Below are 14,206 nucleotides of genomic sequence, written 5' to 3'. Positions count from 1 at the left end.
CGCTCGGTCCGCCGACCGGGCGGTCGCGCTCAGTCCGCGCCCAGCTTCTCGCTCAGCTGGCTGCGGGAGGTGATCCCGAGCTTCGGGAAGGTCCGGTACAGGTGGGTGCCGATCGTCCGGGGCGACAGGTGCAGCTGCCGACCTATCTCCTTGTTGGAGAGCCCCTGCGCCGCCAGTCGGGCGATCTGGACCTCCTGGGGCGTGAGCAGGTCCCGGTCGGGGCGGCCTTGGCTCCTGCTGCCCTCGCCGGCCGAGCGGAGCTCCTGGGCCGCCCGCTCACGCCAGGGCTCCACGCCCATGGCCGCGAAGGACTCCCGGGCGATCCGCAGCGGGGTGCGGGCCTCCATCACCCGGCGGCGCCGCCGGAGCCAGGTGCCGTAGGCGAGCATCAGCCGGGCACGGACGAAGGGGGTACGGGACATGTCCAGGTCGAACGCCGACCGGAAGTGCTCCTCGGCGTGCTCGTCGTCGGCGAGCAGCGCCCGGGCGAATCCCAGGCTCACCCGGATCATCTGGACCTCGCTCGTCCCGGCGGACGCGAGGAGCCGCCCCAGGGCGGCCTTCGCCATGGCGCGCTCGTCGTCGCCGGTGGCGGCCTCGGCCAACTCGGTGATGGCCAGGGTCTGCATGAACGGGTGGTAGGAGGGATCGGCCGGGTCGAAGACCCGCCAGACGCAGGAGAACGCCTCGGCGAAACGGCCCGCGGCGAGGCCGATGAGGCCGCGGGTGATCTGGATGTACGCGAGCTTGGAGGGGTCGACCACGGTCAGTCCCTGGCCCTCCGCCTCGCCGATCGCGACCAGCGCGGTGTCCACGTCCCCGCGCAGCGCGGCGAACTGTGCCTTCGCCACCCGCGCGCCGGTCAGCCAACGCGGCTGTGCGGTCTCCTCGGCCAGTCGGGCGGCCTCGGCCGCCGCCGGGAGTCCGGTCTCCCAGTCGACGGTGTGCACGGTGGCGAGGGCGAGGAGCACCAGTGTCTTGGTCAGCGGGCCCCGGCGCCCCTGACGACGCAGTCCGTCCGCCGCGTGGCGGGCGAATCCGGTGACGTGGTCGAACCCGTTCACCATGATGGCCGCGTTGGCCAGCGTGGCGGCGGTCACGACGTCGTACCCGCCCTCGCGCTCGAGGCGCCGCAGCCGGTCGATCACCGTCGTCGACGCCTCCAGCGGGGCGGCCCCCGCCAGCGTGCACACCAGGTCGGGGTGGAGTTCGGGGACCGGTAGCCGCTCGGCGGCCGTCACGACGCGCTCCCGCAGCTCTCGCCCCGGGTCCCCCCACCAGCACCGCCACGCGGCCACGCGCAGCAGCCGCAGCGCGAGTTCGGGATCGCCGGCCTCGGCGGCCTGCTCGGCCGTGGCGACCAGCAGGTGGATCCGGGACGTGCTCGTGTCGGACTCCGACTCCAGCCATTCGCGCAGCAGGACCACGCGGGCCCGCTCCAGCACGTCCAGGCCCAGCGATTCGGCCTGCTGGAGCAGCTCTGACACGCGATCCGCCTGCCCGAGTTCGAAGCGCAGCTCCGCGGCGCCGAGGAGGCGGGCCACACTGCCCGACGGCGCCTCGCTCAGCGCGGTGGCGCGTTCCAGCGCGGTCAGGGCGGCCGCGGCGGCGCCGCGCTCCTTCGCGCTGAACGCGGCCTGGTCCAGTTGCCGCGCCACCGCTTCGTCGGGACGGCCGCCGGCCGCGGCCCGGTGCCACGCCTGCCGGTCGGGCTGTCCCCGGAGGGTGCGGGCAAGCGCGTCGTGGGCCGCGAGACGGTCCGCGAGCGGGGCCGAGCCCAGGACGGCGGAGCGCACCAGCGGGTGGGTGAAGTCGATCCGGAACCCGTCGACGCGCACCAGACCCGCGGCCATGGCGGGCTCCAGGGACGGTACGGAGATCTCGGTGTCCGTCAGCGCCGAAGCCGCGGTGAGCACCTCCGTCAGCGCGCCGTCGTCGGCGGTGGCCGCGACCAGCAGCGCGTGCCGCGTGTCAGGCGGAAGGTCGGACAGCGACACGGAGAAGGCGCGCTCCAGCCGGGTGGTGAGCGCGAGCCCCGGCAGCACCCTGGAGTCCGCGGGTGCCCCGTCCGCCCCCAGGGTGAGCGGGAGCTCGGTCAGTGCGAGGGGGTTGCCGACCGACAGCTCCGCCACCCGGCGGCGCGTCCCCGGGGCGAGAGCGGGGTGGCGGGCGTCCAGCAGGGCGTCGGCCGCGACCGGTGCCAGGGGCGCGAGGTGCAGTTCGCGGATGCCGGGGGTGCCGCGCCACCCCGTACGGTCCTCGCGGACGGCGACGAGCAGGCCGACGGGTTCGGCGCCGACGCGGCGTGCGACGAACGCGAGGACGTCCAGGGTCGGCCCGTCCAGCCACTGGGCGTCGTCCACGACCATCAGGACGGGGGCTTCGGCGGCCGCCGCGCCGAGCAGGCCGAGGGTGGCCAGGGACAGCATGAAGAGCTGGGGCCCGGAGGCGCCGGGGGAGGGCTCCGCCATGCCGAAGGCCCCCAGCAGCGCCTGCGCCTGGGGGGTGGGCAGGCGCGCGACGAGGTCCGTCACGGTGTGGGTCAGCTGGTGCAGGCCCGCGAACGGCAGATCGCTCTCGGCCCGGACACCCGAGGCCCTGAGGACGGTGAATCCGCAGGCGCGCGCCCGGGCGGCGGCGTGGTCCAGGAGGGCGGACCTGCCGATCCCGGGGGCCCCGTGGATCAGCAGCGCGTCGCCACGCTCGGGCAGGGCGTCGACCAGTGCGTCGACGACCGCCAGCTCCTCGTCCCGGCCGAACAGTGTGGTGCCTGACATCCGATCTTCCTCTGCGCCTACGCCAGTGCTCTGACCTGGACCTTTGCAGTGTAGGTGCACGCATTGCACGGCTGGAATGCGCTGAGAGTCATGTGTCCGGCGACACATCACCCACAGTCGCTTCGCAGTCATTCGGCCGCCGACGTAAGTCATCCGGTGTTCCATGCTGGATGCCGTGCCGACCGGAGGGAGAGGACCCATGACATCCGTGACCGACCCGGCCGGGTTCCCGAAGGGCGGGAACACCGGTCGTCGCCGGAGCCGGGCCGTCTCCATCGCCGCCGTGCCCGTGACGGTCGCCCCGTACGAGCCCGCGTCGGACCCGGGCCGGATGACGATCCGGCAGTTGGGGCACCTGCTCTTCCTCACGACCCACGCCGGCCCCCGCCGCTTCACCCGCGGCCCGCGGGAGATCGCCCGTGGCACCAGGCAGGCCGAGGGGTTCGCCGTGGTCGCCGTCATGGGGGCCACCGGTGCCGTGGTGCAACAGGACGGCCGGACGGCCGAGGTCCCCGCGGGAGCGGTTTCCTTCTGGTACACGGAGACCCCCCACGTGGTCGACTACCCGGACGGAGTGGACGTCAGGGTGTGCCTGCTTCCCCGCCGGGCCTTCGGCGTGCGCGACGAGCAGCTGGAACGGGTGACGGCCACCGTGGCCGACGCCGGCGGCCCGGTGGCCGCCCTGGTCAAGCACTCCCTGCTGGCCCTGGCCGAGACGGCCGAGGACTGCCCGGCGCTCGTCGCCGGTCGACTGGCGTGCAACTTCGCCGACCTGGTGGCCACCCTCGTCACCGAGCAGGCCGCCCGTGACGCGCCGGAAGCGGAGGACTCCCGCCACACCCGGATCCGGCAGATCCACGCCCACGTGGACCGGCACCTCAGGGATCCGGAGCTCGGACCGCAGACGATCGCGGCCGCGCACCGCATCTCCGTCCGCTCCCTCCACAAGCTCTTCGAAGGGGAGGGGACCACCGTCAGCCGCCTGATCCAGCGCCGCCGGCTCCAGGCGAGTGCCGAGGACCTCTCCCGCGAGGACGGCGGCGACAGCACGGTCTCCGGCGTGGCCCAGCGGTGGGGCTTCACCGATCCGGCCCACTTCAGCCGGCTCTTCCGTGCCGCGTACGGCATCTCACCGAGCCGGTGGCGCGACACCCGCGGCGGCACCGAGCCGTCCCAGCCGCGGGACACCCGGGGCCGGGTGTCCCGATGACCGATCGACCCGAGGGGAACCCGGTGCCCGCATCTCTCTCCACCGCGTCGCTGTCCGCCGCCGACCGGGCGGAGAGTTGGCAGGACGCCGTGTCCCACACCTTCGTGCCGATGACCGTGGACTTCCTGGAGGAGGTGCCGTCGCCCGGGGAGATCGTCGGCGACCGGCTGGGTTGCCTGCGGATCTCCAGGGTCCAGGCCGGGCCCCAGGCGGCGACCCGGTGCAGGCACCTGGCCGACGGCGACTCGCCGACGCTCGTCCTCACCCTCCAGGAACGGGGCACCGCCCTCAAGGAGCAGGACGGCAGGCAGACGCTCATCCGGCCCGGCGGGTTCTCCATCACCGACACCTCCCGGGTCTTCCGGAAGAGGATGGAGGAGGAGTTCGCCTTCACCTCCTTCCACTTCGCCCGCGCCGAACTGGACGTGCCCGAGAAGGACCTGCGGGCCCTCACCGCCACGGCGTTCAGCGGCGCCGAGGGCAGCGCCGCGCTGCTGACGGACTACCTGTCGAGGATGGCGCACCAGGCGGCGGAGCTGGACGAGGCCGTCGGGCGCCGGGCCGCGGCCACGGCACTCGACCTGCTGGCGCTGTTCGTCGACGACCGGGCCGGGCGCGCCCGGCCGCAGGGAACACGGACAGCGGCCTCCTTCGAACGGGTCAAGGAGCACATCCTGCGCAACCTCCGCGATCCGGACCTGTCACCGTCGACGATCGCGGCGGCGAACTTCATGTCGGTGCGCCTCCTCCACAAGCTGTTCCAGCAGGAGGGCACCACGGTCGGCGGGTGGATCCGGACCCAGCGGTTGGAGCGCTGCCATCGGGACCTGCTCCGGCCGATGGCGGGGGAGCTCGGCGTGGCGGGGATCGCCCGGCGCTGGGGCTTCGCCAACTCCAGCCACTTCACCCGCGCCTTCCGCGCGGCCTACGGCATGACGCCGCGTGACTGGCAGGCCGGCGCCCACCACACGCGCCGGGACGGCTGAATCGTCACCCGTACGCCCGTGAGGCCTCGCCCGGATCGTGCCCTGCCGTCCGGGCCCGGCGGGACACCGGGATAATGATCTTGGATTGATCTTGGGTGCCGGCTGGTGCCGGGCGAGGGGCGGGCGGGGTGCGGATCAACGTTCTGGGGCCGCTTCAGGTCGTGCGGGGCGGGGGCGGGGCGGCCTTCGAGGTCGGCGGGGCGCGGCTTCGGCTGCTGCTGGTCCGGCTGGCTCTCGACCCCGGGCGCGTGGTCACCCGTGAGCGCCTGGTGGACGACCTGTGGGCGGACACGCCGCCGGAGGAGCCCGCCGGCGCCCTGCAGTCCCTGGTCTCCCGGCTCCGCCGGACGCTGGGGGGCGACCGGACGGTGATCGGTTCGCACCCCGCCGGGTACCTGCTGGACCTGCCCCGGGCGAGCGTGGACGCCTGGGACTTCGAGCAGCGGGTGGCCGCCGGGCGGGCGGCGCTGACGGCGGGCCGGTTCGCCGAGGCGGTCGCGCTGCTGGACGGGGCCCTGGAACTGTGGCGCGGGGCACCGTTCGCGGACGCCGCGAGCGCCGGCTTCACCTCCGCGCCCGCGGCCCGGCTGACGGAGCTGCGGCTGGCGGCGCTCGAGGACCGGGCGGACGCCCTGCTCGCCTTCGGCGGCACCGAAGCGCTGCCGCGGCTGGTCGCCGAGCTCACCGGACTCTGTGTCACCCACCCGCTGCGCGAACGGGCCGCCGTCAGGCTGATGCGCGCGCTGCACGCGGACGGGCGGCAGGCGGCGGCGCTCGAGGTGTTCGAACGTACCCGGCGGGCGCTGGCCGAGGACCTGGGTGCGGACCCGTCGGCCGAACTGCGGGACGCCCACCTGCGGGTGCTGTCCGGCGCCAAGCCGCCGGCGCCCGGGCCGGCCCCGACTGCCGCCCGGTACCCGGCCGGGCGGGCGGCACTACCCCTGTGGCTCACCGCTCTGGTCGGCCGCGACGAGGCGCTGGCAGCGGTCGAGGAACGCCTGCACAACTCCCGCCTGGTGACGCTGACCGGGCCGGGCGGTGTCGGAAAGACCCGGCTGGCGATCGCGGCCGCGAGCGCCACCCCGCCCGCGACGGACGTACGGCTCGCCGAACTCGCGGGCGCCGACGGGCCCGACGCAGTGACCCAGGCCGTACTGACCGCTGTCTGCCGGCCGGCCCAGGCCGGCGTGCTGGCCGGCGGCCTGCCCGCCGGCGATCAGGCCGGGGACCCCGTCGACCGGATCATCCGGGCCCTGGAGGGCCGTGAGGTCCTGCTCGTCCTGGACAACTGCGAGCACCTGATCGAGGACGCCGCCCGGTTGACCCACCGCCTGCTGGCCGCCGCGCCCCGGCTCACCGTGCTCGCCACCAGCCGCGAACCGCTCGGAATCACCGGCGAGGCGCTCTGGCCGGTGACACCGCTCGCCGTGCCCGAGCCCGGATCCACCGTCCGGGAAGCGCTCGCGCACCCGGCCGTCGGCCTCTTCACGGAACGGGCTGCCGCAGCCCGTCCCGGCTTCACGCTGGACCACGACACCGTCGGGCCGGTCGTCCGGATCTGCCGCGAGCTGGACGGCCTGCCGCTGGCCCTCGAACTGGCGGCGGCCCGGCTGCGGGCCCTGAGCCCCGGACAGGTCGCGGCGCGACTGCACGACCGGCTCCGGCTGCTGGACCGCGGCCCACGCACCGCTCCCGACCGGCACCGCACCCTGCGCGCCGTCGTCGACTGGAGCTGGGAACTGCTCGACGAGGACGAGCGCGTCCTGCTGCGACGGCTCTCCGTCTTCGCCGGCGGAGCGACCCTCCCCGACGCGCACCTGGTCTGCGCCGGCACCTGGCCGAGCGGGCCGGCCCCCGACCCGACGGCCGTGGAGGACCTGCTGGCCTCCCTGGTCGACAAGTCCCTGGTCACGGCCGTCGGCCGGGAGACCGGCACGGTGCGCTACCGGCTGCTGGAGACGGTCCGCGCCTACGCCGCCGAACGGCTCGCCGAGGCCGGCGAGGACGACCGAACCGGCGCCGCCCACCTGCGCTGCTTCGTCGAGCTCGCCGAGAACGCCGAACCCCGGCTGCGGACGGACGGCCAGACCGGCCGGCTGGCCCGGCTGGACGCGGAGCAGGGCAACCTGGACGCGGCACTGGGCCGGGCGGTCGCCGTCGGCCCGCCGGAGCACGCGCTGCGGCTGGCGGCCGCCCGGGCCTGGCCCTGGCTGATGCGCGGTCAGGGCCGTGAGGCCGGTGAGCGGACGGCGGCCGTCCTCGCCGCCCACGGCTACACCCCGCCGCCCGGTCTGGAGCAGGCGCACGCCCTGTGCGTGATCCTGGCCCAGCTCACCGCCCCGCTCCGGGAGAGCGGCGAGTCCGCGATCCCACCGGAGGCGATGGGCACGGCGCTGGTCACGGCCCAGCAGGCCGACCACCCGGTCGCCCTGGCCGCCGCGCTGCTGCTCGCCACGGCGGGACCGCCGGATGCCGTGGGCACGACCGCGCAGCGGTACGCCGATCACCCCGACCGGTGGATGCGGGCCGCCGCCCAGCTGGTGCTCGGCCGGATCGAGTTGGGCGCGGGCCGGATCGGGCACGCCGAGCACTGCCTGCGGACGGCGGTGGACGGCTTCCGCGCCCTGGGCGACCGCTGGGGGCTGGCCATGGCACTGGTCACGCTCGCCGCGCTGCTGTCCGTCACCGGCGCGGCCGACGAGGCCCTCGCGGCGCTCACGGAGGCCGGTGAACGGGACGCCGAGACGGGCGGCTCCGGCGAGGCGCCGCTGTCACTGCTGCTGTCCGGCCGGCTGCGGGCGCGCCGCGGCGAACCGGCCGCGGCCCGGGCCGACCTGGAGCGCGCGCTGGCCGCAGCCGAACGGGCCGGGGACCCGCACCTGCAGGCCGCCGCCCACTACGAGATCGGCGAACTCGCCCGGCGCGAAGGGGACTTGGAGGCGGCGCTGCACAGTCAGCAGGAGACGCTGCGGCGCCTGGAGCGGCTGCCGGCGACCGGCCCCGGCGCCCCCGCGCGCCTGCACCTGCTCGCCCTGCTGCACACCGGCCTGGCCCGCACCCGGCAGCGGCGCGGCGCGCCGGACGCGGCCGGGACGCTGCACCGCCGGGCCCTGGAACTGGCCGCCGGGAGCGGCGACCAGCCGGTGCGGGCGGACGTGCTGGAGGGGTTCGCCGAGCACTGCCTCGCGCTCGGGGACGCGGCACGCGGTGCGGCGGCCCTGGGCGCCGCGTACGGCCTGCGCGGGGCCCACGACGCGGGCGATCCGGAGCTGCGGGCCGTCCTGGACGGCTGCGCCGAGGCCCTCGGGGAGGCCGGCTTCCGGTCCGCCTGGGAGCGTGGCCGGGCGCTGTCGCGGCCGGAGTCGCTGGCCCTGGAGGCGGGCTGACCGACCCCCGGGGGCACGTCGGCCGCGCCCCCGGGGTGGGGGCGCGGCCGGCCGGACGGGCGATCAGCCGCTGAACGGCGGCCGGGTGGGGGCGCAGACCGTACCGGGGGAGGGCAGGACTCCGTCGACCAGGTAGCGGGTCTCGTGCTCGGCGGCGCAGTCGCTGGGGTTGGCCAGCACGGTGTGGCCGTAGCCGTCGACGGTCAGCAGCCGCGCGCGGGCGAGCGAGCGGGCCATCGCGCGGGACCCCTCGTACGGCATGGCCGGGTCACCGGTGTTGGCGACGACCAGGACCGGCCGGGCGGTCGGCCGGTTCCACGGGCCGTCGTAGCGGTCGCGGTCCCGGACGGGCCAGTCGGCGCAGCGCTCGTCGGCCCAGGCGAAGTACGGGCCGGCCTCGCCGGAGCGGGCCCGGGCGGACGCGGCCAGGGCGGGGTAGTCGGCTGCGGCGGGCGGGTTGGCGCTGTCCGAGCAGACCACCGCCAGCGCCTGGTCCGGAGACTGGCGGGGGACGGGCGGCAGCGGGGTGCCCGGCGCGGAGGGGGTCTCGGTGGCGGTCCAGAGCGTCTGGAGCATGGTGCCGAGCTGGCTCCAGCTGATGGGCAGCTGCGCGACGGGGTTGGTGGCGTACAGCGAGGTGATCGTCGCCTCCACGGCCGAGCCGGCGGTGACGGTCGCCCCGCCGACCACGACCGGCCGGGTGCGCAGCCGTTGGAGCAGCTCGCCGTACCTGGCCCGGGTCGCGGCGGCCGTCCCGGCGGAGAAGGCGCAGGTCCGGGGGTCGGCCTGGCCGCACTGGTCGAGGAAGGCGTCCAGGACGCGGGCGGTGGCCACGTCGCTGCCGTTGCGCAGCAGGGTGCCCGTGGTGGCGGCCTGGTCGCCGCGGCCGGTCGACCAGGCGACCGGGTCCGGGGCGCTGTCGAGGACCATCGCGCGCACCCGGTCGGGGAACAGGTTGGCGTAGGTGGCGCCGAGGTAGCTGCCGTACGAGGTGCCCAGGTAGCTGAGCTGCCGGTCGCCGACCGCCCGGCGGAGCAGGTCCATGTCCCGGGCCACGTTGGCGGTGGAGATGTGCGCCGGCAGGTCGGGGCTGCGGGCCGCGCACTGCCGGGCGAGGCGCTGGTAGGCGTCGGCCCAGGCGTTCTGCTGGTCCGCGCCCTCGGGGTAGCCGGCGGCCGTGCCCGCCAGCAGGGCCTGCTCGTCCGCCGGGTCGTCGAAGCACCGGACGGGAGCGCTGGCGCCGGTGCCGCGCGGGTCGAAGCTGACGATGTCGAAGCGCCGGCGCACCTCTTCGGGGAACCGGCCGAGCATCATGGGCAGGGCCGCGGTGCCGGGCACGGCCGGGCCGCCGGGGTTGTAGAACAGCGAGCCGATCCGGTGGGCCCGGTCCTGCGCCGGGTGCCGGATGACAGCGAGGTCGATCCCGGCGCCGCGCGGGTCGTGGTGATCGAGCGGGACGCGGGCGGTCGCGCACTCGAAGCCGTCCGCGCACGCCGCCCAGGCGAGTCGCGGCACCGGGACGGTGTCCGGCGCGGCCACCGCGGTCGCCGGGCACACGACGGCCAGCAGCGCGGCCGCGGCGGCACCGGCGACGAGCCGCCAGGCTGCCTCCCGCCGGTTCGCGGTGCGGGAGGCCCTGGGGCGGCGCGGTCCTGCGGCCGGGCCGGTGGGAGGGGAGGTGGGAGTCACGCGGGTGTCCTTTCGTCGACGGTCCGGGCAGTCGCGGGCGCTCCTCGGTCGCGGCGCACCGCCCGTCAGACGCGACGGTTCCGCACCCCGCTGGCAGACCGCTGGCATCCCGCTGGCAGCGGCTCAGGCGCCGTCCGGCAGAACGGTGGGAGGCGCACCAGTACGCTGCCGTGCGCCCTCCCCACCTGGACTCCCCAAGTGAACGCCTCTACTATTTGGTCAAGTTCTACTGTTTGGGGGTGTGCTCGTGAGGATCAGCATCGGCGGCGAGCAGGTCGAGGTGCCCGATGACCTGGGCGCCGCCTTGCTCGCCGGGCTGCGCGGCGACCAGCCGGTGGAGCCGCCGCAGGCCGTCGACTTCGACGACCTGGTCGCCCTGGTGGCCCGCACCAGCCGCCTCACCCAGCACCTGGCCGTGTTCAAGGAGGTGGCGATGGCTCGTGCGGACTCCACCGGCGGCTACTCCAACCGCCGCGCCCTGGGCGTCGCGGCCGGCATGTCCGCCTCCCAGCTGGGCCGGGTTCTCGAGGGCCACGGTCTTCCGCGGGACCGGCGCAGCGGCGGCGTCGACCTGGTCGTCGCCTTCCGCACCACCGACGACGGCGCACTCCACCTGGCGGACGAGCCGGACGTGACCGACCTGCCCGAGTTCACCTTGCCGTTCGGTCCGGCCGAGCGAGCGGCGGAGCCGACGGAGTTCGCGGGCCGGGAACTGACCTTCTACTACCGCCCGCAGGTCCCGATCGCACGGGCCGACCTCGGCCGCAGCGCCGGCTACACACTGCGGCATGCCGAGCGGGGCCTGATCGCCTGCGCCACCGAGCAGGTCTTCGACGCGCTGTTCGGTGATCCCCGGATCGGCCCGACTCGACCCAACGGACGCTGAGGAGCGCCTGATGTCCGACGAGATCCTCGACTCGGTCGACGCCCTGCTCTCGAGCGTGCGAACCGGCCTGCCCGCTCCGGCGGAGCGTCAGCGGCTGCGCCTGGCGGCCGGTCTGACGGTCACGCAGGTGGCGGTCGCGCTGCGGGTGAACTCGGCGCTGGTGCGCGGCTGGGAGGACGGGACCGCGGTCCCGGCCCCGGACATCGCCCCCGCCTACAACCGGCTCCTCGACGGCCTGGCCTCCCGGTTCCCCGCGCCCCAGAACCCCACCGCCGCCCCGGTGCCGGCCGCGACCGAGCAGCAGGCCGTGCCGGTGGCCCGGCAGGCGACGCTCGACCAGAACCCGGACGGCTCGCCGGCGATGTTCCAGGCCGCGCCGTGCGTGCAGTGCGGCCAACCGTCGGTCTACCGCGCCCAGGGACGCCCGATGCACCTCGGCGGCTTCTGCCGCCCCGCCGCCCCGGCACCCGCGCCCGTCGCTCCCCGGACCGAGCAGCCGACACCCGTCCCGGCGCCGGTCACCGCGCCCGCGCCGGAGGCAGCTCCTGCCGCCGAGGCGCGGACCCGTGCCGCCACGCCCGCGGCTCCGGCGGCCCGGCCGACCCCGCGCCCGGCCACGCCCGGTACCCCGAACCGCTCCGCCGCGGCGCGTCCCGCCACCCGGGCGGCCACCGCATCGGCCACCGCATCGGCCGCCGCCCAGTGGTGGCCGGTGGTCGCGTTGGACGCCGCGCCGGACGGGACCTGGGTGCTGGACATCCCGCAGGTCCCGGCCCCGGCCGGACCGAAGCTGGGCGACTGGTTCGCGTGGCTGGGCACGGGCCTGCCGCTGCGGATCGAGCGGGCCCACCCATCGGGCCGGGCCGGGGACGGGACGGTCTGCCTGACCGCCGCCGCGCTCAAGCAGCTCGGCCTGCCCGCCGCCCTCCCGGCCACGGAGAAGGCCCTGGCCTCGCTCCAGGCCAAGCTGGCGAAGGCCGCCGCCACGGTCGGGATGGAAGTCTCCGAACACATCGGGCCGACCTTCCGCGCCTTCCGCCGCAAGGGCTCGGCCGGCGGCCGGAAGACCTCGCTGAGCATCACCGTCGCACCCTGGCTCGGCCAGGGCGACGCCCGCCAGCAGGCCACCAGCGCGCTCGCGCTTCCGCTCGCCACCGCCCCCGACGGCACCACCGACGGGGCGACGTTCGCCCGCCGGTTCCGAGCCTTCACCACCGACCTCGGCGTCGCCCCCGGCGCCACGACCGCCACCACCGGGATGGGCCTGCTGGAAGCGGTGCGCCCGCGCGAGGAATGGGTGAAGGACGCGGCGACGGGGGAGTGGTCCGCCCACCCCCGCGAGGGCGCACTCCCCAAGGGCGACTTCTGCGTGCCCCCGGCCGCCGGAGCCCGCCACCCGCTCACCCGCACGCTGCTCTCCGCGGGCGGCACGGTGTGCGAGGAGGAGGACTACAAGTGGTGGGCCCGCGACCTCACCGAGCAGGAGACCGGACGCCGGTGGGCGGTCGCGGTCGACGTCTGCGCCTCCTACCTGTCCGTCACCGACTCCCTGCGCCTGCCCTCCGGCCCGCTGGAGCAGGCGCAGAACCCGGACTGGAACGGCGGCAAGACCGCCGGCCTATGGTGGTGCGACTTCACCACCACCGAGGTCGACGAGCTGCTGCCGCACCCGGCGACCTTCCACGGCCGCCCGCCGACCGGGCCCGGCTGGTACGCCACCCCGACCGTCGCCTACATGGCCGCCACCTACGGCTTCGACCCGGCCACCATCACCGAGGCGTACCTGTCCACCCACACGGTGCCCCTGCTCAAGGAGTGGACCGGACACCTTCGGGCCGGGTACAAGCGGACCTACGCCGACCTCGGCCTCGTCGACGGCCAGAGCCCGACCGAGTTCCTCGCCGCCTACGCCGCCCACAAGAACGCCGGCGACGACCCCGCCCGCAACGACGCCCTGGCCCTGACCGGGCTCTACAAGAACATCTACAAGGGCGGGATCGGGAAGTGGGCCGACTCGGCCCGCCACCTGGACGACGAGCAGTGGCTGGAGAAGGTCGCCGCCACCTGGTCCTACCGCCCCGAGATCCGCTTCCACATCATCGCCGCCGCCCGCATCGCCGCCCACCGCCGCCTGCGCAAGACCCTCCGGCTCACCGGCCGCGCCCCCTTCGCGATCAACGTCGACTCCTACCTCTACGCCACCGACGCCCCGTCCCCGCTGGAGCTCCTGCCGGTCAAGGACGACGGCACCCCGGTCCCCGGTGCGCTGCGCCTGGGTATCGCCCCGGGGAGCCACAAGCACGAGGCCTCGATCCCGCTCCAGGCCGCCATCGAGGCGATGGGCCGCCGGGAGCACCCCTCCCGGCTGACCCACGACTACACCACCGACGGCACCGCCATCGACCAGGACCAGGCCGCCGCCGAAGGCGTCGGCGCCGGGCAGGACGACCAGGAAGGCGGTCACTGATGGCCGGCAAGCTCCAGGGGATGTTCGGACCGGTGCGCGAGGCGCTGTTCCCCTCGCGGAAGGCCCCTGCGCAGTCCACCACCCGAGCCGGGCAGGTCCGCGACCGCAAGTACGGCGGCAACACCAAGGCCATGGCGGCCGCGTACGGCGTCTCACCCCGGACGGTGCAGCGCTGGATCGACGGTTCCCGCAACCCTTCCAAGCACGAGCAGCAGCTGCTGCGCGAGACACTGGAGGTGCAGACGACCGAGCGCGGCCGGGAGCGCAGGGCCAAGCAGCTGGCACAGCGCGGGACGATCTCCGGCATCGGCGCCCGCGTCGGGCGCACGACGACATTCGAGATCCAGGGCTCGGACGCGGTCCGGGCCCGTGACGTCCACCTCAACCTCACCGGCGAGCAGGCCGCCGCCCTGGCCCGTGCCGAGAACGAGGACGACGTGCGCCAGGTGATCGGTGAGGCCCTCGCCGGGTACTTCAACGGCGGCGCCTACGGCGGCTTCACCGCGGACGACTTCACCTTCGACCCCGACGACTTCGACCTGAACTGACCGTCTGGCAGACCGCAGGTCCGCACCGCCGTGGGATTCCCGGAGGTCTACTCCAAGAGCGGCGGACGTGCCGACGAACCCGAAGTCGAATTCACCGGCATCAAGGCCGTCGACGTCCGGTACCGAGCGGGCCGGGGCGGGGCCCGAAGGGGCGGCGTCGACGGTCCGGGTGGCGCGGCTGCGGCAGGGAGGCACCGGCAGTTCGCGCGCGGACCCTGCGTACGCGTCGCGGTTCGGTGCGCACGCTCCCGGGGGAG

General features: G+C 75.6%; 8 protein-coding genes. 6 read left to right on the top strand and 2 right to left on the bottom strand.

The genetic code is table 11. From position 1 onward, the window contains the following. Positions 1–29: 29 nt before the first annotated feature. The gene (locus tag ACFWP2_RS29820) at positions 30–2,777 is read right to left on the bottom strand and encodes a helix-turn-helix transcriptional regulator (protein WP_380457105.1); all 2,748 of its coding nucleotides are present in this window, start codon (positions 2,775–2,777) and stop codon (positions 30–32) included. A gap of 199 nt (positions 2,778–2,976) precedes the next feature. On the opposite strand from ACFWP2_RS29820, the gene ACFWP2_RS29815 reads away from it, so the two are divergent. The 3 genes from ACFWP2_RS29815 to ACFWP2_RS29805 all read left to right on the top strand — a co-directional run bounded on the left by ACFWP2_RS29815 (position 2,977) and on the right by ACFWP2_RS29805 (position 8,359). Then, the gene (locus tag ACFWP2_RS29815; protein ID WP_380457103.1) at positions 2,977–3,987 is read left to right on the top strand and encodes a helix-turn-helix domain-containing protein; all 1,011 of its coding nucleotides are present in this window, start codon (positions 2,977–2,979) and stop codon (positions 3,985–3,987) included. Then, positions 3,984–4,973: a helix-turn-helix domain-containing protein gene (locus ACFWP2_RS29810; RefSeq protein WP_380457100.1), complete on the top strand. Its 990-nt coding sequence runs from the start codon at positions 3,984–3,986 to the stop codon at positions 4,971–4,973. Before ACFWP2_RS29815 ends, ACFWP2_RS29810 begins: the two co-directional genes overlap by 4 nt. 128 nt (positions 4,974–5,101) lie before the next feature. Then, positions 5,102–8,359 (top strand): BTAD domain-containing putative transcriptional regulator, encoded by a 3,258-nt coding sequence (locus ACFWP2_RS29805; protein ID WP_380457098.1) that lies wholly within the window; start codon positions 5,102–5,104, stop codon positions 8,357–8,359. Between the two features lie 63 nt (positions 8,360–8,422). Here the strand turns inward: ACFWP2_RS29805 and ACFWP2_RS29800 are convergent, their stop codons facing one another. Next, positions 8,423–10,048 carry an alpha/beta hydrolase gene (locus ACFWP2_RS29800; protein ID WP_380457095.1) on the bottom strand — a complete coding sequence of 542 codons (1,626 nt, stop codon included), beginning with the start codon at positions 10,046–10,048 and terminating at the stop codon, positions 8,423–8,425. Positions 10,049–10,295: 247 nt separating this feature from the next. On the opposite strand from ACFWP2_RS29800, the gene ACFWP2_RS29795 reads away from it, so the two are divergent. The 3 genes from ACFWP2_RS29795 to ACFWP2_RS29785 are packed head-to-tail and all read left to right on the top strand — an operon-like array spanning position 10,296 to position 13,949. Continuing rightward, positions 10,296–10,934 carry a hypothetical protein gene (locus ACFWP2_RS29795; protein WP_380457093.1) on the top strand — a complete coding sequence of 213 codons (639 nt, stop codon included), beginning with the start codon at positions 10,296–10,298 and terminating at the stop codon, positions 10,932–10,934. A gap of 10 nt (positions 10,935–10,944) precedes the next feature. Then, the gene (locus ACFWP2_RS29790; protein ID WP_380457091.1) at positions 10,945–13,401 is read left to right on the top strand and encodes a hypothetical protein; all 2,457 of its coding nucleotides are present in this window, start codon (positions 10,945–10,947) and stop codon (positions 13,399–13,401) included. Continuing rightward, the gene (locus ACFWP2_RS29785) at positions 13,401–13,949 is read left to right on the top strand and encodes a hypothetical protein (protein WP_380457089.1); all 549 of its coding nucleotides are present in this window, start codon (positions 13,401–13,403) and stop codon (positions 13,947–13,949) included. The genes ACFWP2_RS29790 and ACFWP2_RS29785 overlap by 1 nt, the downstream gene beginning before the upstream one ends. Positions 13,950–14,206 lie beyond the last annotated feature (257 nt).

Origin of the sequence: Kitasatospora sp. NPDC058444 (assembly GCF_042721415.1) — a bacterium.
Classification (GTDB): Bacteria; Actinomycetota; Actinomycetes; order Streptomycetales; family Streptomycetaceae; genus Kitasatospora.
This window is presented reverse-complemented; position numbering and strand designations above follow the sequence as displayed.